Source organism: Marinomonas algarum (assembly GCF_020532605.1).
In the GTDB taxonomy this organism is placed as follows: domain Bacteria; phylum Pseudomonadota; class Gammaproteobacteria; order Pseudomonadales; family Marinomonadaceae; genus Marinomonas; species Marinomonas algarum.
Genome location: NZ_JAJATW010000012.1, coordinates 14,616 through 40,008 on the forward strand (window position 1 = coordinate 14,616; position 25,393 = coordinate 40,008).

35 protein-coding genes are annotated in these 25,393 nt (G+C 45.1%); 2 read left to right on the forward strand and 33 right to left on the reverse strand.

Annotated features, from left to right (window positions below; translation table 11 throughout):
- Nucleotides 1-20: 20 nt before the first annotated feature.
- Nucleotides 21-1,235 carry a beta-ketoacyl-ACP synthase I gene (fabB, locus tag LG368_RS09120; protein ID WP_226754429.1) on the forward strand — a complete coding sequence of 405 codons (1,215 nt, stop codon included), beginning with the start codon at nucleotides 21-23 and terminating at the stop codon, nucleotides 1,233-1,235.
- A 113-nt stretch (nucleotides 1,236-1,348) separates the two neighbouring features.
- Here the strand turns inward: fabB and LG368_RS09125 are convergent, their stop codons facing one another.
- From LG368_RS09125 to LG368_RS09155, 7 genes are all read right to left on the reverse strand, one after another.
- Nucleotides 1,349-2,092 (reverse strand): lysophospholipid acyltransferase family protein, encoded by a 744-nt coding sequence (locus tag LG368_RS09125; RefSeq protein ID WP_226754430.1) that lies wholly within the window; start codon nucleotides 2,090-2,092, stop codon nucleotides 1,349-1,351.
- Nucleotides 2,093-2,145: 53 nt separating this feature from the next.
- Nucleotides 2,146-3,252 (reverse strand): 1-acyl-sn-glycerol-3-phosphate acyltransferase, encoded by a 1,107-nt coding sequence (locus LG368_RS09130; RefSeq protein ID WP_226754431.1) that lies wholly within the window; start codon nucleotides 3,250-3,252, stop codon nucleotides 2,146-2,148.
- 51 nt (nucleotides 3,253-3,303) lie between these two features.
- Complete coding sequence (locus tag LG368_RS09135; RefSeq protein ID WP_226754432.1) at nucleotides 3,304-6,225, reverse strand: insulinase family protein; 2,922 nt, start codon at nucleotides 6,223-6,225, stop codon at nucleotides 3,304-3,306.
- Nucleotides 6,226-6,375: 150 nt separating this feature from the next.
- A complete protein-coding gene (smrA, locus tag LG368_RS09140) occupies nucleotides 6,376-6,975 on the reverse strand; it encodes a DNA endonuclease SmrA (RefSeq protein WP_226754433.1) in 600 nt (199 codons plus the stop codon).
- Nucleotides 6,976-7,126: 151 nt separating this feature from the next.
- Nucleotides 7,127-7,441 (reverse strand): universal stress protein, encoded by a 315-nt coding sequence (locus LG368_RS09145; protein ID WP_338086315.1) that lies wholly within the window; start codon nucleotides 7,439-7,441, stop codon nucleotides 7,127-7,129.
- A gap of 84 nt (nucleotides 7,442-7,525) precedes the next feature.
- Nucleotides 7,526-8,209, reverse strand: a complete 684-nt coding sequence (gene ssb / locus LG368_RS09150; protein WP_226754434.1) for a single-stranded DNA-binding protein — start codon at nucleotides 8,207-8,209, stop codon at nucleotides 7,526-7,528.
- Nucleotides 8,210-8,245: 36 nt separating this feature from the next.
- Entirely contained in the window at nucleotides 8,246-9,604 is a 1,359-nt protein-coding gene (locus tag LG368_RS09155) for an MFS transporter (RefSeq protein WP_226754435.1), read from the reverse strand.
- Nucleotides 9,605-9,761: 157 nt separating this feature from the next.
- On the opposite strand from LG368_RS09155, the gene uvrA reads away from it, so the two are divergent.
- Nucleotides 9,762-12,587, forward strand: a complete 2,826-nt coding sequence (gene uvrA, locus LG368_RS09160) for an excinuclease ABC subunit UvrA (protein ID WP_226754436.1) — start codon at nucleotides 9,762-9,764, stop codon at nucleotides 12,585-12,587.
- A 147-nt stretch (nucleotides 12,588-12,734) separates the two neighbouring features.
- On the opposite strand, the gene rplQ is transcribed toward uvrA, so the two are convergent.
- From rplQ to rplD, 26 genes are all read right to left on the reverse strand, one after another.
- Nucleotides 12,735-13,115: a 50S ribosomal protein L17 gene (gene rplQ / locus LG368_RS09165; protein ID WP_226754437.1), complete on the reverse strand. Its 381-nt coding sequence runs from the start codon at nucleotides 13,113-13,115 to the stop codon at nucleotides 12,735-12,737.
- Between the two features lie 42 nt (nucleotides 13,116-13,157).
- On the reverse strand, nucleotides 13,158-14,162 hold the full coding sequence (locus tag LG368_RS09170; protein WP_114412694.1) for a DNA-directed RNA polymerase subunit alpha: 1,005 nt from the start codon (nucleotides 14,160-14,162) through the stop codon (nucleotides 13,158-13,160).
- Between the two features lie 33 nt (nucleotides 14,163-14,195).
- Complete coding sequence (gene rpsD / locus LG368_RS09175; protein ID WP_226754438.1) at nucleotides 14,196-14,816, reverse strand: 30S ribosomal protein S4; 621 nt, start codon at nucleotides 14,814-14,816, stop codon at nucleotides 14,196-14,198.
- Nucleotides 14,817-14,832: 16 nt separating this feature from the next.
- The gene (gene rpsK / locus LG368_RS09180; RefSeq protein WP_148834676.1) at nucleotides 14,833-15,225 is read right to left on the reverse strand and encodes a 30S ribosomal protein S11; all 393 of its coding nucleotides are present in this window, start codon (nucleotides 15,223-15,225) and stop codon (nucleotides 14,833-14,835) included.
- A 65-nt stretch (nucleotides 15,226-15,290) separates the two neighbouring features.
- On the reverse strand, nucleotides 15,291-15,647 hold the full coding sequence (rpsM, locus tag LG368_RS09185; RefSeq protein ID WP_226754439.1) for a 30S ribosomal protein S13: 357 nt from the start codon (nucleotides 15,645-15,647) through the stop codon (nucleotides 15,291-15,293).
- A 127-nt stretch (nucleotides 15,648-15,774) separates the two neighbouring features.
- Nucleotides 15,775-15,888: a 50S ribosomal protein L36 gene (rpmJ, locus tag LG368_RS09190; protein WP_110577380.1), complete on the reverse strand. Its 114-nt coding sequence runs from the start codon at nucleotides 15,886-15,888 to the stop codon at nucleotides 15,775-15,777.
- Between the two features lie 27 nt (nucleotides 15,889-15,915).
- Nucleotides 15,916-17,247, reverse strand: coding sequence for a preprotein translocase subunit SecY (secY, locus tag LG368_RS09195; protein ID WP_226754440.1), 1,332 nt, complete (start codon nucleotides 17,245-17,247; stop codon nucleotides 15,916-15,918).
- Nucleotides 17,248-17,682 (reverse strand): 50S ribosomal protein L15, encoded by a 435-nt coding sequence (gene rplO, locus LG368_RS09200; protein WP_226754441.1) that lies wholly within the window; start codon nucleotides 17,680-17,682, stop codon nucleotides 17,248-17,250.
- Nucleotide 17,683: 1 nt separating this feature from the next.
- Entirely contained in the window at nucleotides 17,684-17,869 is a 186-nt protein-coding gene (gene rpmD / locus LG368_RS09205) for a 50S ribosomal protein L30 (protein ID WP_226754442.1), read from the reverse strand.
- Between the two features lie 6 nt (nucleotides 17,870-17,875).
- Entirely contained in the window at nucleotides 17,876-18,376 is a 501-nt protein-coding gene (rpsE, locus tag LG368_RS09210; RefSeq protein WP_226754443.1) for a 30S ribosomal protein S5, read from the reverse strand.
- 10 nt (nucleotides 18,377-18,386) lie between these two features.
- Nucleotides 18,387-18,737, reverse strand: a complete 351-nt coding sequence (rplR, locus tag LG368_RS09215; RefSeq protein WP_226754444.1) for a 50S ribosomal protein L18 — start codon at nucleotides 18,735-18,737, stop codon at nucleotides 18,387-18,389.
- 10 nt (nucleotides 18,738-18,747) lie between these two features.
- Complete coding sequence (gene rplF, locus LG368_RS09220) at nucleotides 18,748-19,281, reverse strand: 50S ribosomal protein L6 (protein ID WP_226754445.1); 534 nt, start codon at nucleotides 19,279-19,281, stop codon at nucleotides 18,748-18,750.
- Between the two features lie 8 nt (nucleotides 19,282-19,289).
- On the reverse strand, nucleotides 19,290-19,682 hold the full coding sequence (gene rpsH / locus LG368_RS09225; protein WP_226754446.1) for a 30S ribosomal protein S8: 393 nt from the start codon (nucleotides 19,680-19,682) through the stop codon (nucleotides 19,290-19,292).
- 129 nt (nucleotides 19,683-19,811) lie between these two features.
- The gene (rpsN, locus tag LG368_RS09230; protein ID WP_226754447.1) at nucleotides 19,812-20,117 is read right to left on the reverse strand and encodes a 30S ribosomal protein S14; all 306 of its coding nucleotides are present in this window, start codon (nucleotides 20,115-20,117) and stop codon (nucleotides 19,812-19,814) included.
- Nucleotides 20,118-20,129: 12 nt separating this feature from the next.
- Nucleotides 20,130-20,669, reverse strand: coding sequence for a 50S ribosomal protein L5 (gene rplE, locus LG368_RS09235; RefSeq protein WP_226754448.1), 540 nt, complete (start codon nucleotides 20,667-20,669; stop codon nucleotides 20,130-20,132).
- Between the two features lie 17 nt (nucleotides 20,670-20,686).
- The gene (gene rplX / locus LG368_RS09240; protein ID WP_211536687.1) at nucleotides 20,687-21,004 is read right to left on the reverse strand and encodes a 50S ribosomal protein L24; all 318 of its coding nucleotides are present in this window, start codon (nucleotides 21,002-21,004) and stop codon (nucleotides 20,687-20,689) included.
- A gap of 17 nt (nucleotides 21,005-21,021) precedes the next feature.
- Nucleotides 21,022-21,390 carry a 50S ribosomal protein L14 gene (gene rplN / locus LG368_RS09245; RefSeq protein WP_226754449.1) on the reverse strand — a complete coding sequence of 123 codons (369 nt, stop codon included), beginning with the start codon at nucleotides 21,388-21,390 and terminating at the stop codon, nucleotides 21,022-21,024.
- A gap of 51 nt (nucleotides 21,391-21,441) precedes the next feature.
- Complete coding sequence (gene rpsQ / locus LG368_RS09250) at nucleotides 21,442-21,702, reverse strand: 30S ribosomal protein S17 (protein ID WP_226754450.1); 261 nt, start codon at nucleotides 21,700-21,702, stop codon at nucleotides 21,442-21,444.
- A gap of 1 nt (nucleotide 21,703) precedes the next feature.
- On the reverse strand, nucleotides 21,704-21,895 hold the full coding sequence (rpmC, locus tag LG368_RS09255) for a 50S ribosomal protein L29 (protein ID WP_113918287.1): 192 nt from the start codon (nucleotides 21,893-21,895) through the stop codon (nucleotides 21,704-21,706).
- Nucleotides 21,896-22,309, reverse strand: coding sequence for a 50S ribosomal protein L16 (gene rplP, locus LG368_RS09260; RefSeq protein ID WP_110577369.1), 414 nt, complete (start codon nucleotides 22,307-22,309; stop codon nucleotides 21,896-21,898). It abuts the gene before it with no gap.
- 10 nt (nucleotides 22,310-22,319) lie between these two features.
- Nucleotides 22,320-23,000: a 30S ribosomal protein S3 gene (gene rpsC / locus LG368_RS09265; RefSeq protein ID WP_226754451.1), complete on the reverse strand. Its 681-nt coding sequence runs from the start codon at nucleotides 22,998-23,000 to the stop codon at nucleotides 22,320-22,322.
- A 14-nt stretch (nucleotides 23,001-23,014) separates the two neighbouring features.
- On the reverse strand, nucleotides 23,015-23,347 hold the full coding sequence (rplV, locus tag LG368_RS09270; RefSeq protein WP_110577367.1) for a 50S ribosomal protein L22: 333 nt from the start codon (nucleotides 23,345-23,347) through the stop codon (nucleotides 23,015-23,017).
- A 14-nt stretch (nucleotides 23,348-23,361) separates the two neighbouring features.
- On the reverse strand, nucleotides 23,362-23,637 hold the full coding sequence (gene rpsS, locus LG368_RS09275) for a 30S ribosomal protein S19 (RefSeq protein WP_115898955.1): 276 nt from the start codon (nucleotides 23,635-23,637) through the stop codon (nucleotides 23,362-23,364).
- Nucleotides 23,638-23,652: 15 nt separating this feature from the next.
- Complete coding sequence (rplB, locus tag LG368_RS09280; protein WP_226754452.1) at nucleotides 23,653-24,477, reverse strand: 50S ribosomal protein L2; 825 nt, start codon at nucleotides 24,475-24,477, stop codon at nucleotides 23,653-23,655.
- 14 nt (nucleotides 24,478-24,491) lie between these two features.
- On the reverse strand, nucleotides 24,492-24,788 hold the full coding sequence (rplW, locus tag LG368_RS09285; protein WP_012071934.1) for a 50S ribosomal protein L23: 297 nt from the start codon (nucleotides 24,786-24,788) through the stop codon (nucleotides 24,492-24,494).
- On the reverse strand, nucleotides 24,785-25,390 hold the full coding sequence (gene rplD, locus LG368_RS09290) for a 50S ribosomal protein L4 (protein ID WP_226754453.1): 606 nt from the start codon (nucleotides 25,388-25,390) through the stop codon (nucleotides 24,785-24,787). The genes rplW and rplD overlap by 4 nt, the downstream gene beginning before the upstream one ends.
- Nucleotides 25,391-25,393: the final 3 nt, after the last annotated feature.

The window sequence follows — 25,393 nt, forward strand, 5'->3', positions numbered from 1 at the left end:
AGAATGAAAGAGGCACATTTATGCGTCGTGTAGTAGTAACAGGTCTTGGTATTGTTAGCTGCCTAGGCAATGACAAAGAAAGCGTTCTAAACTCCTTGCGCGAAGGCCAATCTGGTATTCGTTTTGCTGAAGATTACAAAGAACATGGCTTTCGCAGCCAAGTATGTGGTCGTATTGACCTTGATGCAGAAGGCATCGACCGTAAGGTTCGCCGTTTCATGGGTGACGCTGCAACGTATGCTTATGTTTCTATGCAACAGGCTATTACCGATGCTGGCTTAACCGAAGAGCAAGTATCAAATGTCCGTACCGGCTTAGTAGCAGGTTCTGGCGGCGCATCTGCGAAGAACTTAGTCGATTCTGCAGACACACTTCGTGCCAAAGGCGTGAAGCGTGTTGGGCCATACCGTGTCACTCAAACAATGGGAAGCACGGTATCTGCGTGTTTGGCGACACCGTTCAAAATTAAGGGTGTTAACTACTCTATTACCTCGGCTTGTTCTACCAGTGCTCACTGTATTGGTAACGCAATGGAGCTGATCCAGCTTGGCAAACAAGATATTGTCTTTGCCGGCGGCGGTGAGGAAGAAAGCTGGACGCAAACCTGCATGTTTGACGCAATGGGCGCGCTGTCTTCTAAATACAACGAGACACCAGAGAAAGCGTCTCGTGCTTACGATGCTAACCGTGACGGTTTTGTTATTGCTGGCGGTGGCGGTATGCTGGTTATTGAAGAGCTTGAACACGCTAAAGCACGTGGTGCAAAAATCTACGCTGAATTAGTAGGTTACGGCGCAACATCTGACGGCTATGACATGGTTGCTCCTTCCGGTGAAGGCGCAGTACGTTGTATGCAAATGGCTATGAGCACCATTGATGGCGACATCGATTATATCAACACCCATGGCACAAGTACGCCTGCTGGTGATATGAAAGAGCTTGAGGCGGTTAACACAACCTTCGGTAAAAATATTCCATTGATCAGCTCTACCAAATCTTTATCCGGTCACTCTTTGGGCGCAGCAGGCGTTCATGAAGCGGTCTACTGTTTGCTAATGATGGAAAATAAATTCATCGCAGCATCAGCGAATATTGATGAGCTTGATCCTGCAGCGGGTGATATTCCTGTTGTTACAACACGTAAAGACGATGCTGATCTTAACCTGATCATGTCGAACAGCTTTGGCTTTGGCGGTACAAACGCTAGCTTGGTATTCAAAAAATACTCAGCATAAGCTAAGCCGTAACGGATCCAAAAAAAACACCAGCCTTAAGCTGGTGTTTTTTTATGTCTCTTTTTCGTGTCGTTTACTTTTAGAGCGCATAGAAAAATCGCTGCATCGATTTTTTACTCTAACGTGTCATTGCCCTTTGGCAATTTTGCCATTTCTGCTCGCATCCAGGTGTCCATTTCATCATGCAAGGCAGAGGTCTTCTTACCTTCTGACTCAATAATAGGCCCAATAACCACACGAATGGACCCTGGAAACTTACGCCAGCGTTTACCAGGCCAGGTATAACCCGCGTTATGAACCACCGGTAAGATAGGTACGCCTGCTGACGTCGCTAACATCGCTGCACCTTTGTTAAACGGTTGCTCTTCATTAGGCGCAATACGTGTCCCTTCGGGAAAGATCAGTACAGAACGACCATCCTCTAAACGCTCTTTACCTTGACTCATGATCTGCTTCAACGCATTAGTACGCTGTGATCGGTCAATGGCAATAGGCTGAACCATACGCAACCCCCAACCAAAAAAAGGCACAGATAAAAGCTCTTTTTTTAGTACTGTCGAGACAGGCGCCATAAGTACCTGCAACACATAAGTCTCCCATTCACTTTGATGATTCGCTACCAATACAACAGGACGATTCTTGTTGATGTGCTCTTGCCCAATGATCTCAACCTTTACGCCACACACCACACGAAAAACGAACAACAACCCTTTATTGTGCAGATTGAGCACAGGTTGCCGAGCATTTTTTGGTAGCAACAACGTAGCGAAAGGAGCGAGTACGCCAAAAAGAATGGTGGACATCATATAGTAAATGGCAAATATGGTTGAGCCAAGCCACGACCTTAATACGCTCATTATTCCCTTACTCCCATTTTATTATCGAATGATTCTTGAGCTTATTCGCCCTATTATTTTGCCAAGTAAGCTTGCTGTTGCTTAAGTGGATTCGCGTACATAGACAAGACGGTTTCTCGTATATCTTGGGGACAACGGTCAAGATAGCTCGAAAAAACACGATCGGGCGACGGCAGTCCTTGCTGAATAGCCAAGGCCGCTTTATTACTCGAATGAATGGCATAATGTGAAATAATTTGACGATCAACCTCAGCCACAAACGCTTCTGGCGTCTCAAAGTCCTCTTTCATCACGTCTCCAAACGTGACAACGACCTTACCTTTCTGACCAACAATGCCGTTTTTGATGCTATCAATGTCTTCGAATTCGGCTTTCTCATAATTACCTGTCGTTGACTTTTGATGCAGCTCACGTGCTTTGTCAAAGGCACAAGGATCGTATTCATAGGAAATGGAAACAGGAACGATTTTTAGATTTGCCATGGCTTGAGAAAAAGGGATTTTCTCTTTCTTTTGGCTAATATAGAACATTTTGATAATCGCAGGATCTGTCTGGTCCAAACCGTCTTTTGCACGCCCTTCTTTTTGAGCAATCCAAATATTGGCTTGATCCTTAATTAGCGAATGCGAAATATACGCTGACAATTGACCAAACGCGGCCATCATCTCACGAATACCATTAGCTGAGCGCTTTACAATAAAGCTCTTATTCAAACGCATCAAATCAGATACAAACGGTCGGCGTAACAAATTATCACCAATCGCAATGCGTACTGTATTTAACCCTGAAAGATAAAGACCGTAGTTCACAAACGCAGGGTCCATGGCAATGTCTCTGTGGTTAGACAGAAACAAATAACCTGTATTTTTATCGAGTTTTTCAATGCCTCGATATTCCACGTTTGTCGTCGTGGTTTTGATCATACGTTCCATGTAGTTGGCAACGATCATTTGAAAGTCGTGTACATTTTTAATCTTGGCAATCTGTCGCTTTAACGCCAATTTCACTCCAAACGCCAAAGGCGCTTGGAGGAATTTAGGCCATTTTGCAAAACGAAAACCAATAATCGTATTAATGAAATCTGGCATTTCTACCAAATTATAAAGCACCTCGGCGACCTCATCGTCGTTGTAGGGGCGTATATCATGAAACTGATCCATTTAATTTTCCGTCAGTAAAAACTGTTGCGTTTTCTTTATTGTAAAAAGGTCTTACAAGGTCTGAATATCAAACCCTATGCTTTCTAGTTCAGCGCGTTTAGACGTTGACGTCACCACCGCTGTGTTTTCATTTTCCTTGGTTAAATACGTCTTAGCGACCTGCTTAAGCTGCTCAAGTGTGACAGCCAAAATTTTGGCACGAAACGCCTCACGATAAGCCAAACTACGACCATGCAGTTGCACATAGAAGTCGCTCTGCGCCTCTCCTGCCGGTGAGCTTGGTTTGTCCATTGAACCAATCACACCCAGAATCGCTTCTTCTAATGCATCTTCACTGTGTGACTCTGTTAATAGCCACTCGATCGATGCGTCAAAATCTGACAAGGTCTCTGTTAAACGAGGGTCGCGGTAAGAATAAAAACGGAACGATCCTGAGCTACCGTCAAAGGTAGCACCGCCACCATACGCACCACCTTGCTCACGAATGGCTCGGTGCAAGAAGCCGTTGCGTAAAAAGCCACCCAATACCGTCAATGCGGCCACATCAGGGTGCTCACCAAAGGCTGTACGATAAGCTTTACTGCAGAAATTAACTTGTGTCGATGTCAACCAAGCTACGTTAATTCGCTCGTCAACAGAGGGAATCGCAAAATCGGACTGAGCCGTTCCAGCAGGGATGTCCGCAAAAGCACTTTGTGTCTCTTCGATAATACTGGATTCATGTTGTGGCTCTGCCACTAATAACACCTGCTTAGAAGCGTGCAATAATTTGCCATGCAAGCGCTTAAATATTGCAAGTACGCGATCAACGGCTTGATCATCGGCTTTCATCGCATCATCCAATGCAATCGCTGAACGAATGCCGGACATACCACCCCATTTCTCTTGCTGTGCCGCCAGACCAGATAACCTGCTGGATGCTGCTGTCATCGCTAAAACATGACCTTGGCCTGTGATGGACTGCTCACGACGCGCGCGTCGCTGAGCAACCAGTTCTTTCACTCGGCTTACTTCATCAAAACGTACATTTAACATGGTGTCTTTGAGCAGTTCGCTCATCGCTTTTACGTTTGACACTAACGCTTTTGAGGACAGAATAAAGTAACCGTTTAACGCTTGTCGGTTCTCAATCGTCGCACGAATGGAATTAGAAGCACCTAATCCACCACACACCTGAGCCTGTCTTTCTTGCACGGCTAAGTAATCGTCTTCACCAATGCCCAACTCGGTCATCATAGAGGAAAACAATGGCAAGTATTCCAACTCTTCTTCGTCTAACGCTGGCAAATCCACCACTAATTGTTGATACACCAAACCATTGGTACCCTGTGGATAAAAGGTAACAGGTAAATCACCTGCCACTTTCTCACAGTCGTATTCAGGCAGACGTGCCGGCACATCCTCTAAGCCAACTTTTGGTAAGATACTCATATCATCAACCTGTGATTGACGCACTTTTAGCGCCGCACTGCGATCGATGATTTGCTGCTTTTCTTCAGCAGATAAAGCGGCTTTTATCTGGCTTAATCGATCTTTTTCTGCTTGGTTACGTCGTGTTTCGAGTGCGTCATCAGGGCTCAGCGTAATGGTTACACGGTGCGCATTAGACAATAACAAGTGCTGAATCAGGTTTGGAATATAGTCCTTGTCTTGTACTTTTTCGCGCATCGCATCAATAACAGGATCAAGATCAAGCTGTGCAATCACGTCACCAGAATGTACCGCTGTGGACAACCCTGCCAAAATAAGCTGCAAACCGTACGGATAACTGCCGCCGCCTATTTCGCGTTGGCTTAACTCCAACTGATGCAACATGGCGTCTACCATATCTTGAGGCACGCCTTTCGATGCAATGTCTTCAAGAGTGGATAAAACTAAGGCTTCAACGTTTGCCGTGTTTTCACGTTTCACGCCTTCTAGACCACACATGAAACTCATTTCTTTATTACTGTCTTCAAGGCCACATAATGGTGAAGGTGCACGTCCCAAATCACTGTTTTCAAGTACGCGCAATAAAGGCGATGCACTGTTGTCCAGTAATACACTCGACAACAGCTGTGCTTCAAATTGTTCGGTCAAATCGGTGCTTTCGCCTAACAACCAACCAACCACAACGTGACTACCGTCTTCTTTTACTTCTTCCGCTGCATACCCTTCTTCAACACGAACAGGCGAAAAATAACGCTTCGCTTTAGGAACGCTGACTTGTTCTTCTAATCGCTCAAAACGACTCAAGACTTTTGTTTCAAATTCTGCCTGTAAGCTTTCAGCAGGAATGTCGCCAAACGTCATAAATACCGCGTTGGAAGGGTGATAATGCGTACGATAAAACGCCAATAAATCCTGGTAAGACAAGTCAGGAATATCACTTGGCTCGCCACCAGAGTTAAAATGATAAGTGTTATTTGGGAATAAATACTTGGTCAGGGTTTGCCACAAGACAGACGTTGTCGAGCTCATTGCGCCCTTCATTTCGTTGAATACAACGCCTTTGAAAGTGAGGTCTGATTCCGCATTGTCTGGCTCAGCAAATTCCAATCGATGGCCTTCCTGAGAAAAATCTAATTCGTCTAGGCGCGAGAAAAACACCGCATCAAGATACACACCTAGAAGATTGTTGAAATCTTTTTTGTTTTTGCTGGCAAATGGGTAAGCCGTCCAATCAGACGATGTAAACGCATTCATAAAGGTATTCAATGAACGCCGAATCATCATAAAGAAGGGATCACGCACAGGAAAGCGCTCAGACCCACACAATACGGTGTGCTCTAGAATGTGTGCAACACCGCAAGAGTCAGTGGGAACGGTTTTCAAACCAACAAGAAACACGTTTTCATCATTGTCGGATGCAATATGGAAATGCTTGGCACCCGTTACCTTGTGTTCAAACTCTTGAACGGTGACATTTAAAGCGTCGATAAATTCACTGCGAAGAAACGTAAACGCAGGATGGTGCGCAGGGCTATTTGCCATTCTCAACCTCGATAAATTAGAATTCGTTGATTACAATATTTTGGGGCAGCTTGAGTAATCTCAAGTCAGCAAAGTGGCGGGATTATAGCAAAAATATCGCTTTTACTGCACGAACTAACGCGTTTACCTAAAGACTACACGTTTCTACGCTTAACGTTTCTGATGTTTTTCCCAATCATCTAGACGCGCCTTCTCTGTCTTTTTGAATAAAATATACACAGCACCTAAGCCGCCGTGATAACGTTGCGCCGTGTGAAACGCCATGACCTGATCAAGGTCTCTCAACCATTTATTAACATAGCTTTTTAACATGGCACGATTATCTGGGTCAGGCGTTCTTTCCCCCTTACCGTGCACTAAAATAGCAACGCGAATATCATTTCGCATACAGTCATCAGCAAACTGATACACTTGCTCACGAGCTTGCGCGACCGTATGGCGATGTAGGTCTAAGCGTGCCTCAATGCCATACTTGCCTTGCCGTAAACGCTTAAACACACCATCCTGAACACCAGCGCGTTTAAATTCCAACATATCATTAGGATCAACCTTTTCGACGAAATCGTGGGTCAAATGGTTTCGATCAGCCTCAGTCACCATGATGGCAGCACTTTGCCGTTCATGAAAATCCACTTGTGGTCCTTTTTTTCTCAAGTAGATTTCACTTTTCTTGAGAGGCTTAATATCGGCTACCTCCTGAGCAAACAAAGATACATCATCGTCACCCACTGAATCTTCTTTTCCTCTCATAACCTGTCACCTATAAAACAACTAAAGCCCCAAAATAGGGGCTTTCTGCTGTACATCATTAAATATTCACTCATTGATGTTCGCGTTAAACCATCAAGATGCTCTTAATACTGAAACGATTTATCAAGAGCGCTGTGATAAAAAGCATAGGTTAACGTTTTTTATCGATCAATGGCACAACCAAAACGGGCACTCGAGATCTTGACAGGACATTTTTTGCCACACTGCCTAGAAACGTTTCAACAAAGCCTTTTTCATGAGTCCCCATCACAATGAGATCCGCATGCAAATCACGCGACGCGTTTAAAATCGCTTCTACAGGATACGATTCAATCACCTTAAGGGATTTCACTTTATCACGAAATACCCGATCCTCTGGTGTAACCTGTGACCAAAACTCATCTTGCTTTTTTTCCAGCTTAGCTAGCGCTTGCCGTTTACGTGCCCTAAGTATAAAAAAAGAAATGCAAAATAAAAAAGCCCCTTAAATGAAGTGACCCCATAAAAGGAGCTTTTTCGTCAACACTAACAGTGACTGCCTATGCATTCCTCAAAAAGGAATGTCATCATCGAAATCGTCAAAATTTGGCGCTGGTTGTGGCTTAGCTTCAGGCGGTCGTTGTTGAGGCTGCGGAGCGGCTTGTTGTGGTGCAGGTTGCGCTGGCGCTTGCTGTGGCGCACTGCCCCAACTACCAAAAGATTGTGGCTGAGCAGGTGCTTGCTGAGGAGCAGATTGTTGCGGTGCTGGCTGTTGAGCATATCCGCCCTGCGGTTGATTAAAGCCCTGCTGTGGCTGCTGACCGTAACCGCCTTGTTGAGGTTGCTGATTGCCATAGCCGCCTTGCGCGCCTGCGTCATAACCACCTTGTTGACCGCCAGCGTTATCACCACGCCCGTCTAAGAGTTGCATCTCATTAGCGATGATCTCCGTTGTATAACGTTTAATCCCGTCTTTTTCCCACTCACGGGTACGTAATGAGCCTTCAACGTAGACTTTTGACCCTTTTTTGATGAAATCACCTGCGATTTGACCCAAGCGATAGTTTCCACGGTCCATAAACGCAACACGATGCCATTCTGTTCGTTCTTGCATTTGTCCACTTTGCTTGTCGCGCCAGCTTTCCGATGTCGCTAAGCTAACATTGGCAACCGCAGCACCTGATGGCATGAAGCGAACTTCAGCATCATTACCCGCGTTTCCAATTAAAATGACCTTGTTAATTCCACGTGCCATGACGTTGTTCTCCAACTAAAAATCAAATAATACGTTTTAAAGACGAATCTGCGGAGCAATGCGCAGTAAAGCGTCTTTATCTAATGTCTTTTTATCTACCTTAAGATAAGCAGTTTGCTCATCTTGGAATATTTGCATACCTTCCACTCCTTGGACTTTTTCAAGCTGATCCGACAACTTGGATAATGTTTCTTCTGTCATATTAGGCGTACTGAACGCAATACTGCTTAGCTGAGGCGGCGCCGGTTGTAAAAAACACACGAATGTCCACACCAGAAAAATAACGCCCACAACCCAAAAGACACCACCATTTGGCGCATACTGGAGCAACCAGCCGCCACCAACACCACCGATAAACGACCCCATAAACTGATGGGTCGAAAACACGCCCATTGCGGTCCCACGGTAACCGACAGGCGCCAATTTACTTACCATCGAAGGCAATAGAGCCTCTAAGGCATTAAAACCGACAAAATAAACCCATAGTAACAACCCAAAGACCCAAAGATACGGTGCCATTTGAAGAAAAATAGAGCTCAGTGCCAATAATAAAAGCACGCCCGTCAGCACACCCTGCATCTTGCCTTTTGATTCCGCAATGATGACTAATGGTAGCATACCTACAAAAGCAAAACCCATGATGACAAGGTACAACCAGCTGTGCTCATCCAATGATAAGTCATAGGTTTGAATAAGTAGATTAGGCACGGCCACAAACAAGGCGGTCAAACTCGCATGTAAAAACAAAACACTGACGTTAAGAAACCTTAACCGGCCGTCTTTCAATACTGCCCCAAGGGCTTGCCAACTGGGTGTTGTGTCTCGACGAAACGCATGTTGAACAATGTTTGGCACAGCAAATACAATGAGAGCAATGCCCAATAAAGACAAAATAAAAGACAAATAAAACAAGCCAGACAAACCAACCAGTGCAAATAACCACGGACCCAGCACGAGAGACAACATAAAAGAAGCGCCAATGCTCACACCGACCATGGCCATCGCTTTACCTCGGTTTTGCTCCCGGGTCACGTCACTCAATAAGGCCATCAAGGTGCTCGCGATAGCACCAGCACCTTGCACCGCACGTCCAACAATTAAGGTGTTAATATCATTCGCATTTGCACAAATTAAACTGCCGACCGCGAACAATAACAAACCGATCACAATCACTCGCTTTCGACCAATCTTGTCTGACCACATGCCCATAGGAATTTGCAAACTTGCCTGAGTCAGGCCATAAACCCCTATCGCTGTACCAATGAGCGCCGCATCAGCACCGGTTAAACCATCTGCCGCAACACTGATAACCGGCATAATAAGGAACAGACCCAGCATTCTAAATAAGTAGACCAAGGCCAAAGCAAGCACTGAACGCCGTTCTAAAAGATCCATAAAGAGGTCACAACCACTTAGCTTAAAGGTTTGAAGAGAAAGATCGTCATTTTACAAAAAATACCGTTGAAGCTCCATTTCAAGTACTGTAAAAATAGACAGTTATTTCATTTACTAACAGATTCATGTCTGTTGATCGACTTCACATTGGAGACTCATGGATACCATTACAATACGTGGGGCCCGCACTCATAATTTAAAGAATGTGGACCTAGACATCCCAAGAGACAAACTGGTCGTTATCACAGGGCTGTCTGGCTCAGGTAAATCTTCTTTGGCTTTTGACACGCTCTACGCAGAAGGCCAACGCCGCTATGTAGAATCGCTGTCAACCTATGCTAGACAGTTCCTTTCTATGATGGAAAAGCCTGACATTGACCACATAGAAGGGCTCTCCCCTGCCATCTCTATCGAGCAAAAATCGACCTCTCATAACCCAAGGTCGACGGTGGGTACCATCACCGAAATTTACGATTATCTTCGCCTCTTATTTGCGCGAGCAGGCCAACCTCGTTGCCCTGATCATGGCGAGCCTTTGGAAGCGCAGACCATATCACAGATGGTCGATAAAGTGATATCGCTCCCTGAAGAGACCAAAATGATGCTGCTTGCCCCCATTGTCAAGGACAGAAAAGGTGAGCAACTTCATGTTATTAGTGACCTGCTATCGAAAGGCTTTATAAGAGCAAGGATAGACGGAATCGTTGTTGATCTCGATGACGCACCAGCGCTAGAAAAAAACAAAAAGCACACGATTGAAGTTGTTATCGATCGTTTTAAAGTACGCTCAGATTTGCAACTTAGATTAGCTGAGTCGTTTGAAACCTGCCTAGGGTTGTCTGACGGTATCGCTAAAGTCATCAACATGGATGATGACCAAGAAGAATACATTTTCTCAAGCAAATTTGCCTGCCCCGTTTGTGGTTATAGCTTGACCGAATTAGAACCACGTTTATTCTCCTTCAATAACCCGAATGGTGCATGCCAAACCTGTGATGGTTTAGGCACTCATCAAATGTTCGATCCAGACAGAATCATTCAAGATGAAACATTGACTCTGGCCGAAGGTGCTATTCGTGGTTGGGGGCGTCGCAGCATTTTTTATTATCAGCAGCTAAACGCACTAGCAAAGCATTACGGCTTTGATATTGAAGCGAAGTATAAAGACATACCTAGCGAGTTCAAAAAGCGCATCTTAAATGGCTCTGGCAAAGACGCAATTGATTTTGTTTATATCAATGAGCGCGGCGATAAGATGACACGCTCGCACCCTTTTGAAGGGGTGATACCAAATTTGCAGCGCCGTTATCATGAAACAGAGTCTGACAGCGTTAGAGATGATTTGTCTCAGTACATTAGCGTACAACCTTGTCCAGACTGTCACGGTTCACGCCTTAATCGAGCAGCAAGAAACGTCTTTATTCAAGAACAAACCTTACCTGAGGTTGTCACCTACCCGATTGCTGAGTGTCTTCGCTACTTTGAGACCTTAGAACTCCCTGGTGCTCGAGGCGAAATTGCCTCTAAAATATTAAAAGAAATACGTGACCGTCTCACTTTCTTAGTCAATGTAGGCTTAGACTATTTAACATTAGACCGTAAAGCAGATTCACTGTCTGGTGGTGAAGCACAACGTATTCGGCTTGCCAGTCAAATTGGAGCTGGACTTGTTGGTGTCATGTACATTTTAGATGAACCCTCAATCGGCCTACATCAACGGGACAACGAACGTCTTATCGCAACACTAACGCGCCTAAGAGATCTAGGAAACACCGTTATCGTTGTAGAACACGATGAAGACGCTATTCGTGTTGCAGATTTTGTCGTTGATATTGGTCCAGGAGCAGGCATACATGGTGGGCAGGTTATCGCCAGCGGTACACCAAAAGACATCATGAAATGCCCTGAGTCGGTAACGGGACAATACCTAACCGGTAAACGCAGTATTGAAGTGCCTTCCATTCGACATCCAGCGAAAGATCAACAATATTTAAACTTGCTGGGTGCAACCGGTAATAATCTAAACAATGTCGACCTCAAAATACCCGTAGGTGTCATGACGTGCGTAACAGGTGTATCGGGATCAGGGAAATCTACCTTAATCAATGGCACCCTATACCCTTTAGCGGCCACAGCGCTGAACGGAGCGACGACACTCAAAGCAGCACCACACGAGAAAATAGAGGGGTTAGCGCTGTTCGACAAATGTGTCGACATCGACCAAAGCCCTATCGGACGCACACCAAGATCGAACCCAGCGACTTACACCGGAATCTTCACGCCAATGCGTGAGTTGTTTGCTGCCACACAAGAGTCTCGCTCCCGTGGCTATAAACCAGGACGATTTAGCTTTAACGTGAAAGGCGGACGCTGTGAAGCCTGTCAAGGTGATGGTGTTATCAAAGTAGAAATGCACTTTTTACCTGACGTATATGTCCCGTGCGATACCTGTAAGGGAAAACGTTATAATCGCGAAACATTAGAGGTTTTATATAAGGGTAAAAATATACATCAGTGCCTGGAAATGACCATTGAAGACGCGCGCGAGTTCTTTGATCCTGTTCCATCTATAGCAAGAAAGCTGCAGACACTAATCGATGTTGGCTTAGGCTATATACGCTTAGGGCAAGCGGCAACAACGTTATCCGGCGGTGAAGCACAACGAGTGAAACTTGCTAAAGAATTATCCAAACGTGACACAGGAACCACGCTTTATATTCTCGATGAACCCACAACCGGACTGCACTTTGCAGACATAGAGCAGCTACTAAAAGTATTGCATAGGTTAAGAGATCACGGAAACACAGTTGTGGTAATAGAACATAACCTTGATGTCATAAAAACAGCGGATTGGATAGTGGATTTAGGACCAGAAGGTGGTAGTGGGGGTGGCTATATCATTGGTGAAGGGACTCCCGAACACATCACTACAATAGACCAGTCGCATACCGGTCGCTTCTTAAAAACAATGCTCAACTCATAAGAGTAGTGAGTGGCTTTGAGCTGACATTGACAAATAAGTCTCTAAGTCAGCTCAAAGCATGGCTTACAAATTCTTTTTAGACCATAAATTTTGTTGAGACCAAAAAAAGCCGAGCATATAGCTCGGCTTTTTTATTACAAACTGATGTTACTCAGCGGCTTCGTCAGCAACTGGACGATCGACCAGTTCAACATAAGCCATAGGTGCATTGTCACCAGAACGGAAGCCACATTTCAAAATGCGAACATAACCGCCAGGACGAGCTTGGTAACGAGGACCAAGTTCTGCGAACAATTTACCTACTGCATCTTTGCTACGAGTACGAGCAAAGGCAAGACGACGATTCGCTACGGAATCAACTTTCGCCAATGTGATCAAAGGCTCAGCAACACGACGTAATTCTTTTGCTTTAGGCAATGTAGTCTTAATGACTTCATGCTCAAACAAAGACGCTGCCATGTTTTTAAACATAGCTTTACGATGTGAGCTAGTACGGTTTAAGTGACGTCCACTCTTACGATGACGCATTTTATATTCCTTACCAAACTACGGTGGCCAGGGAACAATGACCTAGCGAGCTAGAACTTTGCTATCGTCTTTCAAACTAGCCGGTGGCCAATTCTCTAAACGCATTCCCAAAGACAAACCACGCTGTGCTAAAACATCTTTGATTTCAGTTAACGACTTCTTACCAAGGTTTGGCGTCTTAAGAAGCTCAACCTCAGTGCGTTGAATCAAATCACCGATGTAATAAATGTTCTCTGCTTTTAAACAGTTAGCACTGCGAACGGTCAATTCAAGATCATCAACCGGGCGTAGCAAAATTGGATCAATCTCATCCTCTTCTTCTACAACAGGTGCTTCGCTCTCGCTTTCAAGGGCGACGAACACAGCAATTTGTTGTTGTAGAATAGTCGCTGCACGACGAATAGCTTCTTCAGGGTCAATTGTACCATTAGACTCGATGTCTAAAACCAACTTATCTAAATCAGTACGTTGCTCTACACGAGCATTATCGACACTGTAAGCAACACGGCGAACAGGGCTGAATGAGGCATCCAGCTGCAAGCGACCAATTGGACGAGTCTCATCGTCGCCAGCAACACGAGCATCAGCAGGCTCATAACCACGACCACGAGCGACTTTGATCTGCATAGTTAACTCTGCAGTATCATCTAAGTGCGCAATCACATGATCAGGGTTAGCGATCTCTGCATCGGCAACTAACTGAATATCTCCAGCAGTTACGATACCAGGACCTTTTTTACTTAAAGTAAGAGTTGCTTCATCTTGCCCGTGTAGAGCGATCGCAACTCCTTTCAGGTTAAGAAGAATTTCAATTACATCTTCCTTAACCCCTTCGATTGCGCTGTATTCGTGTAATACACCGTCGATTTCGACTTCAACAATCGCACAACCTGGCATTGAAGATAAAAGAATACGGCGCAACGCATTACCTAGAGTATGACCGAAACCACGTTCAAGTGGTTGCAGTGTAACTTTAGCGCGAGTATTGCCTAATTCCTGCACTTCAATGTTGCGTGGGGTTAACAATTCGCTCACTGAACGCTGCATAGATCCACCTATTTCTTAATCCTAGCTACCGACTTACTTAGAGTAAAGTTCGACAATTAGGTTCTCATTAATTTCAGCTGACAAATCGGCACGTTCTGGTACGGCTTTGTAAGTCGCTTCCAGTTTAGTTGCATCAACTTCGATCCAATGGATCGGTGCACGACTTTTAGATAGCTCTAGTGCGCTTTGTACACGCAATTGCTTCTTAGCTTTTTCACGAATTGACACAACGTCACCAGCTTTCACTTGGTAAGACGGAATGTTAACCGTTGCGCCATTAACTAGAATGCCTTTGTGGCCTACTAGCTGACGAGCTTCCGCACGTGTAGAACCAAAACCTGCGCGATATACAACGTTATCTAAACGCGATTCCAAAAGTTGCAGAAGGTTCTCACCAGTTGCACCTTTGATACGAGCAGCAGATTTGTAGTAGTTGCGGAATTGTTTCTCAAGTACACCGTACATACGACGTACTTTTTGTTTTTCACGTAACTGTAAGCCGTAATCAGAAAGACGACCGCGACGTGCGCCATGCACACCTGGTACTGTCTCTGCTTTACATTTCGACTCAAGAGCGCGTGAACCGCTCTTCAATTGCAAGTCGGTACCTTCACGACGAGACAACTTACAAGTTGGACCTATATAACGAGCCATGTATCTGTCTCCTCAATTAAACGCGACGTTTCTTAGGTGGACGGCAACCATTGTGCGGGATTGGCGTCACATCTGTGATGTTGTTAATACGTAAACCTAAAGAGTTCAATGCGCGAACTGCAGACTCACGACCAGGACCAGGGCCCTTAATCATTACATCAACGTTTTTAAGGCCAAATTCTTGTGCGACAGTACCGGCACGCTCCGCTGCTACTTGAGCTGCGAAAGGCGTACTTTTACGAGATCCACGAAAACCAGAACCACCGGCAGTAGCCCAAGACAACGCATTGCCTTGACGGTCGGTGATGGTCACGATCGTGTTATTAAATGAAGCATGTACATGAGCAACACCATCGACGACCGTCTTTTTGACTTTCTTCTTAGTGTTGCGCGTAGCTGGCTTAGCCATATTGCACTTTCCTATTTAATGCTCAGCTTTAGCAAACTTAGTGGCTAAAGCGAAACGCGTTCAAATTACTTACGAATAGGCTTACGAGGGCCTTTTCGTGTACGGGCGTTCGTTTTGGTACGTTGACCACGAACTGGTAGGCTGCGGCGATGACGAATCCCGCGATTACAACCTAAGTCCATCAAGCGTTTGATAGACATACTGACTTCACGACGTAAGTCACCCTCTACAGTATACTTAGCAACTTCGCCACGAAGCTCATCAAGCACTACATCGCTTAATGAACCTATTTTCGCAGTTTCTGCAACACCTGTAGCAGCGCAAATAGCGCGTGAACGAGTGCGACCGATTCCGAAGATGTAAGTCAGAGAAATGACCGCATGTTTATTGTCAGGAATATTGACACCGGCTATACGAGCCATTCACTTTACTCCGTTGTTATTGATGATTAAATATTAATTCATCTTTTACTATCATGAGGGCGGCAGATTATGCCTATCTTTAGGCAATAAATCAACCACCCTTTCCTATCATCGAGCGAGCTCGCTATTAACCTTGACGCTGTTTGTGACGAGGCTCAATGCAAATCACTCGAACTGAACCGTTACGACGAACGATTTTGCAGTTACGACAGATTTTCTTTACAGATGCACGTACTTTCATGTTCAACTCCAACCTATGCATAGCGCCTTAGCGCATTAGGCCATTTGGACCATAACCAGTCAGATTAGATTTCTTCATTAACGACTCATATTGCTGGCTCATCAAATGACTTTGTACTTGCGACATAAAGTCCATGACAACAACAACTACGATTAACATAGATGTACCGCCAAAGTAGAATGGAACATTCCACGCAACAACAAAGAACTGAGGCATCAAAGACACAAGAGTGATGTACAAAGCACCAAACAATGTCAAACGAGTCATTACACCATCAATATATCGAGCGGTATGATCGCCTGGGCGAATACCCGGCAAAAACGCACCGGATTTTTTCAAATTATCTGCCACATCTTTAGGGTTGAACACTAGCGCTGTGTAGAAAAAGCAAAAGAAAACAATTGCTATCGCAAATAACAGCACATAGAGCGGTTGCCCTGGAGCGAGAGCTAAAGAGATATTTTGCAGCCATTCCATACCCTCACCTTGACCAAACCACTGTCCGATCGAAGCAGGGAACAAAAGGATACTTGAAGCAAAAATAGGAGGAATAACACCCGCCATGTTTACTTTAAGTGGCAAATGACTCTTTTGCGCGGCAAATACTTTTTTACCTTGCTGGCGTTTAGCATAATTGACTGTAATACGACGTTGACCACGTTCGATGAAAACAACGAATGCAATAGTCGCTATAGCCAAAACACCAATAAGCAGCAAAGCTAGGATATTGATATCACCTTGACGAGCCGATTCAAACGAACGACCTAAAGCAGAAGGCAGGCCAGCTACGATGCCCGCAAAGATAAGAATGGAAATACCATTACCAATACCTTTCTCAGTTACCTGCTCACCCAACCACATTAAAAAGACCGTACCAGCTACCAAGGTAACCACAGCAACAGCATAAAACTCTAAACCGCTGCTGAATGATATACCTTGACTCGCCAAGCCTACTGCCATACTGGCAGACTGAACAAGAGCAAGTAACACCGTACCGTAGCGAGTATATTGAGTAATCTTACGACGACCCGCCTCACCTTCTTTTTTAAGCTGCTCTAGCTGCGGACTCACAACGGTCAATAACTGCATAATAATAGAGGCAGAAATGTAGGGTAAAATCCCAAGCGCAAAAATACTCATGCGTTCGAGCGCGCCCCCTGAGAATACGTTGAATAAACTCAGAATTGTGCCTTCATTTTGATCAAACAACGCAGAAAGCCTGTCAGGGTTAATACCCGGAACAGGGATATGCGCACCGATTCGGTATACAATAATTGCCAGAAACACAAAACGGATGCGAGACCAAAGCTCGCTTAAACCGTTCTGCATACCAGCGGGTAGTGAGCCACGCTTTGCCATTTATTCCTCGACTTTTCCGCCAGCTGCTTCAATAGCGGCACGAGCACCTTTAGTCACTTTAAGACCACGAACCGTGACGGCTTTGTCGATTGAACCAGACAAAATCACACGAGCTGTCTTAATTTGATGACCAAGAATGTCGGCGCCTTTAAGAGCAGCCAAATCTACAACTTCAGCATTTACAGCAGCAAGCTCGTTAAGACGAACTTCAGCAACATACTTTGCCTGACGTGAAGTAAAACCGAATTTTGGCAGACGTTTCTGCAAAGGCATTTGACCACCTTCAAAACCAGGTTTCACTGAGCCACCAGAGCGAGACTTAAGACCTTTATGGCCACGTCCGCCGGTTTTGCCCAAGCCGCTACCAATGCCGCGACCAACACGTTTAGGAGCATGTTTGCTACCTTCGCCAGGACGAAGTGTATTTAAGAACATGTTATTCTCCTATCACTTTAACCATATAATAAACTTTATTGACCATACCACGAACAGAAGGAGTATCTTCCAACTGACGAGTTTGACCAACTTTACGTAAACCCAAGCCTTTAACAGTTTCACGGTGCTTTGGAAGACGACCGATCGGGCTGCGGGTTAGTTGAACTGTGATGGTATTATTCGCCATAACACATTACCCCAAAATTTGATCGACTGACTTACCGCGTTTCGCTGCGATTTGTTCAGGTGCTTTCATGTCCTGCAAACCTTTAATCGTAGCGCGAACTACGTTTACTGGGTTTGTAGATCCGTAACATTTCGCCAATACGTTGTGAACACCAGCGATTTCAAGAACCGCACGCATTGCACCACCGGCGATGATACCAGTACCTTGAGAGGCAGGCTGCATGTAAACTTTAGATGCACCGTGGTTTGCTTTAACAGGATACTGAAGCGTATCGCCATCAAGCTGTACGGACACCATGTTACGGCGAGCTTGTTCCATTGCTTTTTGGATGGCCTGAGGCACTTCACGTGCTTTACCACGACCAAAGCCTACTTTACCATTTCCATCACCAACGACTGTCAAAGCTGTGAAAGAGAAGATACGACCACCCTTTACAACTTTAGCAACGCGGTTTACTTGAACTAGCTTCTCTTGGAGGTCGCTAGTTTGTTGATCATTAACTGCCATTTGCTACCCCTTAAAACTCTAGACCGGCTTCACGCGCCGCGTCAGCAAGTACTTGAACGCGACCATGATATTTGAAGCCAGAACGATCAAAAGCGACCGAAGTGACACCTGCTTCTTTAGCACGAGTAGCAATCAAAGTACCAACTTCTTTAGCTGCCGCTTTGTTACCAGTCGCTGTAGCACGTAGAGCTTCTTCAAGAGTAGAAGCACTAGCAAGTACTTTACTACCACAAGGAGAAATCACTTGAGCATACATATGGCGTGGTGTGCGATGTACAGTAAGACGATTCGCACCTAATTCACGAATATGCAAGCGAGCACGACGTGCGCGACGAATTCGAGATTGTTTTTTAGTGTTCATGAATGCTTACCTACTTCTTCTTAGCTTCTTTACGACGAATGACTTCATCAGAATAGCGAACACCTTTACCTTTATAAGGCTCTGGTGGACGGAAACCGCGAACTTCTGCAGCGACTTGACCAACGGCTTGTTTATCAACACCTCTGATCACGACTTCTGTTTGAGAAGCACATTCAGCTGTGATGCCTTCAGGTAGTTCGTAATCTACTGGATGAGAAAAACCCAGAGATAGGTTCAGTACGTTGCCTTTAAGCGCAGCACGATAACCAACACCTTGAAGAAGCAATCGCTTCTCAAAACCTTGACTAACACCAACAACCATGTTGTTAACCAAAGCACGAGTAGTACCAGCTAAGGCACGGCTTTGTTTTGCACCATCGCGCGCAGCGAAAGTGATTACATTATCTTCTTTAGACACAACAACGCTTGTGTGAACATTAAACTCTAATGAACCTTTGCCGCCTTTAACAACAACATTTTGGCCATTAAGAGTTAAATCTACACCACTAGGAAGCGTCACGGGACTATTAGCAACTCGAGACATACTAACTCCTAGAATACAGTGCAGATTACTTCGCCACCAATACCAGCAGCGCGAGCTGCACGGTCTGTCATTACACCTTTAGAGGTAGAAATGATTGCAACACCAAGACCAGCTTCCACTTTAGGTAGAGCAGCTGTGCCTTTGTATTGACGCAAACTTGGGCGAGATGCGCGTTTAATTTGTTCAATAACCGGCTTACCTTCGTAGTATTTCAACTCGATTGTAAGTGTCGGCTTCACTGCTTCATCTACGGAAAAGTCACCAACGTAACCTTCTTCGCGTAGTACAGCAGCAATTGATGACTTCATTTTTGATGAAGGCATGCTCACAGAAGTCTTTGAAGCCATCTGTGCATTACGAATACGCGTAAACATATCCGCAAGGGTATCTTGCATACTCATTTAAGAGCTCCTAATTTAAAAACCATTGTGCAGCAAATAGAGCTCGCGCATAGTACACAGCAGCGAGCAGAATGTCCAGTATTTAGACAATCCACTCACTGCAATGTATTATGATAGCGCTCTACTTGCTTACCAACTAGCTTTCTTCAAGCCTGGCACATCACCACGCATCGCTGCTTCACGCAACTTGATACGAGACAGACCGAAGCGACGGTATACACCGTGCGGACGACCTGTTACTTGGCAACGATTACGCTGGCGAGAAGAAGATGAATCGCGTGGAAGTGCTTGCAATTTAAGCGTTGCTTCCCACTTTTCATCGTCCGATGCATTAACGTCACTAATGATCGCCTTTAGAGCCGCACGCTTCTCAGCGAACTTAGCTACTAATTTGGTACGTTTTGCTTCGCGCTGAATCATTGAAATTTTAGCCATGATTCCTACCTCTTATTTCTTGAAAGGGAAACTAAAGGCGGCTAACAAAGCACGACCTTCTTCATCGGTACGAGCAGTCGTTGTGATGGTAATATCCATACCACGTACACGATCTACTTTATCGTAATCGATCTCAGGGAAGATGATCTGCTCTTTAACACCCATACTGTAGTTACCACGACCGTCGAAAGACTTAGGATTAAGTCCACGGAAGTCACGGATACGTGGAATTGCAACATCAACCAAACGGTCAAAGAAATCCCACATACGCTCACCACGTAGAGTCACTTTACAACCGATCGGGTAACCGTCACGGATTTTAAAGCCTGCTACTGATTTACGCGCCTTAGTTACTACAACTTTTTGGCCGCTAAGTGCTTCTAGATCATTTACCGCATGCTCAAGAAGTTTCTTGTCTGCGATAGCTTCACCAACACCCATATTTAATGTGATTTTAGTGATTTTAGGCACTTCCATCACGTTCTTGTAGCTAAACTCTTCAGTAAGAGCTGCTACAACTGTATCTTTATAAACTTGCTTAAGTCTCGCCATGGCTATAATTCTCGCTCTTAGGCGTCGATCGCTTCACTATTTGATTTGAAGATACGTACTTTTGTACCGTCTTCATTCAATTTAAAGCCGACGCGATCCGCTTTACCCGTAGCATTGTTAAAAATGGCTACATTAGAAACCTGGATAGGTGCTTCTTGTTCAACGATGCCACCAGTTGAACCCTTCATAGGGTTTGGCTTCTCGTGTTTCTTAACAGTATTAATGCCAGAAACTAGAACTCGGTTTTCGTCTACTACCTTAACAACTTTACCACGTTTGCCTTTGTCTTTACCGGCAATTACGATAACTTCGTCGTCACGTTTGATTTTGCGCATAATGTCCCCTCTCCCTCTTACAGCACTTCAGGTGCAAGAGAAACAATTTTCATGAACTGCTCATTTCGCAATTCACGTGTTACAGGGCCAAAGATACGAGTACCAATAGGCTGTCCTGAAGCATTCAATAGAACCGCTGAGTTTACATCAAAACGGATTACTGAACCATCGGAACGACGAACACCTTTCTTAGTTCTAACGACAACAGCGTTTAGAACCTGCCCTTTTTTAACACGACCACGAGGGATCGCTTCTTTCACTGTGACTTTAATAATGTCACCGATAGCAGCATAACGACGATGTGAGCCACCCAGTACTTTAATACACTGAACACGCTTTGCGCCGCTGTTATCTGCAACATCAAGCATCGATTCTGTTTGAATCATTACTGCTCTCCAATCAAATTAGATAACAAGTCTCACGAAGGAAGGAGCAGCTTATACAGCTGCTGCTTTCTCAACAACTTGAACGAGATTCCAAGTCTTAGACTTAGAGTAAGGACGAGTTTCCACGACCTTAACGGTATCACCGATCTGGCATTCGTTGTTTTCATCATGAGCGTGTAGTTTAGTCGAACGACGTACAAACTTACCGTATAAAGGGTGTTTCTCTGTACGCTCAACTAGCACTGTAATGGTTTTATCCATCTTATCGCTTACTACTTTACCAGTAGCCATACGCGCTTTTGTTTCTGCCATCTTAGTTACCTGCCTTATCATTTAGCACGGTTTTAACACGTGCGATATTGCGGCGAACCTGCGAGAGCAAATGAGTTTGCGCTAATTGACCTGTCGCCTTCTGCATACGCAAAGTAAATTGCTCGCGAAGTAATTCGACTAGGGTCGCTTGTAGCTCAGCTACAGACTTTTCTTGCAGTTCTTTTGCTTTCATCTACATCACCGTACGCGTTACGAAAGTTGTGGACAGAGGAAGCTTAGCAGCAGCCAACGCGAACGCCTCGCGAGCTAGCTGTTCTGAAACGCCCTCAACTTCATAAAGCATTTTTCCAGGTTGAATCTGAGCAACCCAGTATTCTACGCTACCCTTACCTTTACCCTGACGCACTTCTAGAGGCTTCTGAGTAATCGGCTTATCAGGGAACACACGAATCCAAATTTTACCACCACGCTTGATGTGACGAGTCATTGCACGACGCGCCGCTTCAATTTGACGAGCAGTAAGACGACCACGTTCTGTGGACTTCAATCCGAATTCACCAAAGCTGACTTGGTTCCCGCGAAGTGCTAGACCGCGGTTACGGCCTTTCTGCATCTTGCGGAACTTAGTACGTTTCGGTTGTAACATGACTTACCCCCTACTTAGACTTCTTCTTTTGTGCGCCTTTATCAGCACGCACTTGTTCAATACCGCCCAAGATCTCGCCTTTGAAGACCCAAACTTTAACACCAATGATGCCGTAAGTTGTGGATGCTTCATAAGTAGAGTAGTCAATGTCAGCGCGTAGAGTGTGTAGAGGTACACGACCTTCACGGTACCACTCAGCACGTGCAATTTCAGCACCGCCTAAACGACCACTAACCTGAACCTTGATACCTTTCGCGCCTGCACGCATGGCATTTTGTACCGCACGCTTCATAGCACGACGGAACATAACACGACGCTCAAGTTGGCTCGCAATATTTTGCGCAACCAATTTCGCATCCATTTCAGGCTTACGAATTTCTTCGATGTTGATGTGAACTGGAACGCCCATCATTTCAGAAACGGCATTACGTAGTTTCTCAACATCTTCGCCTTTCTTACCGATCACAATGCCTGGACGGGCAGTGTGAATTGTAATGCGAGCAGTTTGAGCAGGACGCTGAATCTCAATACGAGAAACAGATGCCTGAACCAATTTTTTCTCCAAGAACGCACGAACCTGAAGATCGTTTAACAATAGCTTAGAGTAGTTTTGATTGTTCGCATACCAAGTAGAAGTATGATCTTTAACTATCCCTAGGCGTATACCAGTTGGATGAACCTTCTGACCCATTGGGTTTCTCCTAATTAGTCAGCGACTTTAACTGTGATATGACAACCGCGTTTTAGAATACGGTCAGCACGGCCTTTGGCACGTGGCATGATACGCTTTAGAGTCATAGCCTCATCAACGTATGCCGTAGAAACACGCAAGTCATCTACATCAGCACCTTCGTTATGCTCAGCGTTAGCTATCGCAGACTCCAGTACTTTCTTGACAATTACTGCCGCCTTTTTAGGACTGAACGTTAAAATGTTCAGTGCTTCGCTAACAGATTTGCCGCGGATTTGATCTACAACCAAACGGGCCTTCTGCGCTGAGAGGCGAGCACCCTTCAATGAAGCGCTTACTTCACTCATGTTAATACCCCTTATTACCGTTTGGCTTTCTTGTCCGCAGCATGACCACGATATGTACGGGTCGGAGCGAACTCACCCAATTTATGACCGACCATGTCTTCAGTTACAAGAACTGGAACATGCTGGCGACCATTATGGACAGCGATAGTCAACCCTACAAAATCAGGGAAGATAGTAGAACGGCGCGACCAAGTTTTAATTGGACGGCGTTCGTTTTTCTCTACCGCAGCCTCTACCTTTTTCAACAAATGAAGGTCGATAAAAGGACCTTTTTTTAGTGAACGTGGCACAGTCGTTTCCTCTTATTACTTAGTACGGCGACGTACAATAAGTTTATCAGTACGCTTGTTACTGCGCGTTTTGTAACCTTTAGTAGGCACACCCCATGGCGTAACTGGGTGACGACCACCTTTGCTACGACCTTCACCACCACCGTGTGGGTGATCAACTGGGTTCATCGCCGCACCGCGAACGGTAGGACGAACACCACGCCAACGCGTAGCACCAGCTTTACCAAGCACCTTCAAGCTATGCTCAGAGTTTGATACTTCACCCAAAGTAGCACGACATTCAGTCAATACTTTACGCATTTCACCTGAACGTAGACGAAGTGTCACATAACGACCTTCACGAGCTACTAACTGAGCTGATGCACCAGCAGAACGTGCAACTTGTGCACCTTTACCAGGCTTAAGCTCAATACAGTGTACAGTACTACCAACCGGAATATTTTGCAGAGGCAAAGTATTACCCGCTTTGATAGGCGCATCTGCACCACTAAAGACAACATTGCCAGCTGCCATACCTTTGGAAGCGATAATGTAACGACGCTCACCATCAGCATACATAATTAATGCAATATTTGCAGAACGGTTTGGATCATACTCCAAACGCTCAACTACCGCAGGAATCCCATCTTTATTACGACGAAAATCAACCATACGATAATGCTGCTTATGACCACCACCTACGTGACGCGTAGTGATGCGTCCGTTATTGTTACGTCCACCTGATTTGCTTTTTTTATCTAGCAAAGGAGCATATGGCGCGCCTTTGTGCAAATCGTTGTTAGTAACTTTAACAACGTGACGACGGCCTGCAGACGTTGGCTTACTTTTTACAACAGCCATTGACCTATCTCCCCTTATTCAGCGACCATGAAATCAATGTCTTGGCCTTCTGCCAAACGTACGTACGCTTTTTTAACGTCTTTACGTTTGCCTAGACCACGAACTGTGCGCTTCGTTTTACCTTTATGGTTCAACGTGCGAACAGACTCAACTTTGACTTCAAACAGCGCTTCGATAGCTTGTTTGATTTCAGGTTTTGTTGCATCACCTGTTACGCGAAAAACATATTGACCGTTGCCTTCAGCTACGATCGTTGCTTTTTCGGAAATATGTGGGCCTAACAAAACTTTATAAATGCGTTCGCCGATCATGCTAGTGCCTCCTCAACTTGTTTCAGAGCACCAACTGTCACCAACACTTTGTCGTAAGCAATCAAGCTAACAGGATCAATAGACGCCGCATCACGAACATCTACGTTAGGAATATTGCGAGCCGCTAGGAAAAGATTATCATCTAAGTCATTAGAAATAATCAAAGCGTTCTCAATATTCAAATCTGCCATTTTTGCTATGAAGAGCTTAGTTTTTGGAGCTTCCAATTTAAGTTCTTCAACCACAACAAGACGGTCTTTACGTACAAGTTCAGACCAGATGGTGCGCATTGCTGCACGGTACATCTTCTTGTTCACTTTCTGAGAGTGATCTTGTGGTTTCGCAGCGAAAGTAACACCACCTGAGCGCCATAGAGGGCTACGGATAGTACCTGCGCGTGCACGACCAGAACCTTTTTGTTTCCAAGGTTTGCGTCCACCACCTGCTACTTCAGAGCGAGTTTTTTGAGCGCGTGAGCCTTGACGAGCGCCAGCCAAGTAAGATGTAACTACTTGGTGAACTAGAGCTTCGTTATACTCACGAGCAAAGGCTACGTCAGAAACTTCAACTGTTCCTTCTGTGCCTGTTAGATTCAAGTTCATTGT

Excerpts from the sequence above, each read along its gene's own strand:
- fabB (WP_226754429.1), top strand. The coding sequence starts at position 21 with ATGCGTCGTGTAGTAGTAACAGGTCTTGGTATTGTTAGCTGCCTAGGC.
- LG368_RS09125 (WP_226754430.1), bottom strand. The coding sequence starts at position 2,092 with ATGAGCGTATTAAGGTCGTGGCTTGGCTCAACCATATTTGCCATTTAC.
- LG368_RS09130 (WP_226754431.1), bottom strand. The coding sequence starts at position 3,252 with ATGGATCAGTTTCATGATATACGCCCCTACAACGACGATGAGGTCGCC.
- LG368_RS09135 (WP_226754432.1), bottom strand. The coding sequence starts at position 6,225 with ATGGCAAATAGCCCTGCGCACCATCCTGCGTTTACGTTTCTTCGCAGT.
- smrA (WP_226754433.1), bottom strand. The coding sequence starts at position 6,975 with ATGAGAGGAAAAGAAGATTCAGTGGGTGACGATGATGTATCTTTGTTT.
- ssb (WP_226754434.1), bottom strand. The coding sequence starts at position 8,209 with ATGGCACGTGGAATTAACAAGGTCATTTTAATTGGAAACGCGGGTAAT.
- LG368_RS09155 (WP_226754435.1), bottom strand. The coding sequence starts at position 9,604 with ATGGATCTTTTAGAACGGCGTTCAGTGCTTGCTTTGGCCTTGGTCTAC.
- uvrA (WP_226754436.1), top strand. The coding sequence starts at position 9,762 with ATGGATACCATTACAATACGTGGGGCCCGCACTCATAATTTAAAGAAT.
- rplQ (WP_226754437.1), bottom strand. The coding sequence starts at position 13,115 with ATGCGTCATCGTAAGAGTGGACGTCACTTAAACCGTACTAGCTCACAT.
- LG368_RS09170 (WP_114412694.1), bottom strand. The coding sequence starts at position 14,162 with ATGCAGCGTTCAGTGAGCGAATTGTTAACCCCACGCAACATTGAAGTG.
- rpsD (WP_226754438.1), bottom strand. The coding sequence starts at position 14,816 with ATGGCTCGTTATATAGGTCCAACTTGTAAGTTGTCTCGTCGTGAAGGT.
- rpsK (WP_148834676.1), bottom strand. The coding sequence starts at position 15,225 with ATGGCTAAGCCAGCTACGCGCAACACTAAGAAGAAAGTCAAAAAGACG.
- rpsM (WP_226754439.1), bottom strand. The coding sequence starts at position 15,647 with ATGGCTCGTATAGCCGGTGTCAATATTCCTGACAATAAACATGCGGTC.
- rpmJ (WP_110577380.1), bottom strand. The coding sequence starts at position 15,888 with ATGAAAGTACGTGCATCTGTAAAGAAAATCTGTCGTAACTGCAAAATC.
- secY (WP_226754440.1), bottom strand. The coding sequence starts at position 17,247 with ATGGCAAAGCGTGGCTCACTACCCGCTGGTATGCAGAACGGTTTAAGC.
- rplO (WP_226754441.1), bottom strand. The coding sequence starts at position 17,682 with ATGTTCTTAAATACACTTCGTCCTGGCGAAGGTAGCAAACATGCTCCT.
- rpmD (WP_226754442.1), bottom strand. The coding sequence starts at position 17,869 with ATGGCGAATAATACCATCACAGTTCAACTAACCCGCAGCCCGATCGGT.
- rpsE (WP_226754443.1), bottom strand. The coding sequence starts at position 18,376 with ATGGCAGTTAATGATCAACAAACTAGCGACCTCCAAGAGAAGCTAGTT.
- rplR (WP_226754444.1), bottom strand. The coding sequence starts at position 18,737 with ATGAACACTAAAAAACAATCTCGAATTCGTCGCGCACGTCGTGCTCGC.
- rplF (WP_226754445.1), bottom strand. The coding sequence starts at position 19,281 with ATGTCTCGAGTTGCTAATAGTCCCGTGACGCTTCCTAGTGGTGTAGAT.
- rpsH (WP_226754446.1), bottom strand. The coding sequence starts at position 19,682 with ATGAGTATGCAAGATACCCTTGCGGATATGTTTACGCGTATTCGTAAT.
- rpsN (WP_226754447.1), bottom strand. The coding sequence starts at position 20,117 with ATGGCTAAAATTTCAATGATTCAGCGCGAAGCAAAACGTACCAAATTA.
- rplE (WP_226754448.1), bottom strand. The coding sequence starts at position 20,669 with ATGGCGAGACTTAAGCAAGTTTATAAAGATACAGTTGTAGCAGCTCTT.
- rplX (WP_211536687.1), bottom strand. The coding sequence starts at position 21,004 with ATGCGCAAAATCAAACGTGACGACGAAGTTATCGTAATTGCCGGTAAA.
- rplN (WP_226754449.1), bottom strand. The coding sequence starts at position 21,390 with ATGATTCAAACAGAATCGATGCTTGATGTTGCAGATAACAGCGGCGCA.
- rpsQ (WP_226754450.1), bottom strand. The coding sequence starts at position 21,702 with ATGGCAGAAACAAAAGCGCGTATGGCTACTGGTAAAGTAGTAAGCGAT.
- rpmC (WP_113918287.1), bottom strand. The coding sequence starts at position 21,895 with ATGAAAGCAAAAGAACTGCAAGAAAAGTCTGTAGCTGAGCTACAAGCG.
- rplP (WP_110577369.1), bottom strand. The coding sequence starts at position 22,309 with ATGTTACAACCGAAACGTACTAAGTTCCGCAAGATGCAGAAAGGCCGT.
- rpsC (WP_226754451.1), bottom strand. The coding sequence starts at position 23,000 with ATGGGTCAGAAGGTTCATCCAACTGGTATACGCCTAGGGATAGTTAAA.
- rplV (WP_110577367.1), bottom strand. The coding sequence starts at position 23,347 with ATGAGTGAAGTAAGCGCTTCATTGAAGGGTGCTCGCCTCTCAGCGCAG.
- rplB (WP_226754452.1), bottom strand. The coding sequence starts at position 24,477 with ATGGCTGTTGTAAAAAGTAAGCCAACGTCTGCAGGCCGTCGTCACGTT.
- rplW (WP_012071934.1), bottom strand. The coding sequence starts at position 24,788 with ATGATCGGCGAACGCATTTATAAAGTTTTGTTAGGCCCACATATTTCC.
- rplD (WP_226754453.1), bottom strand. The coding sequence starts at position 25,390 with ATGAACTTGAATCTAACAGGCACAGAAGGAACAGTTGAAGTTTCTGAC.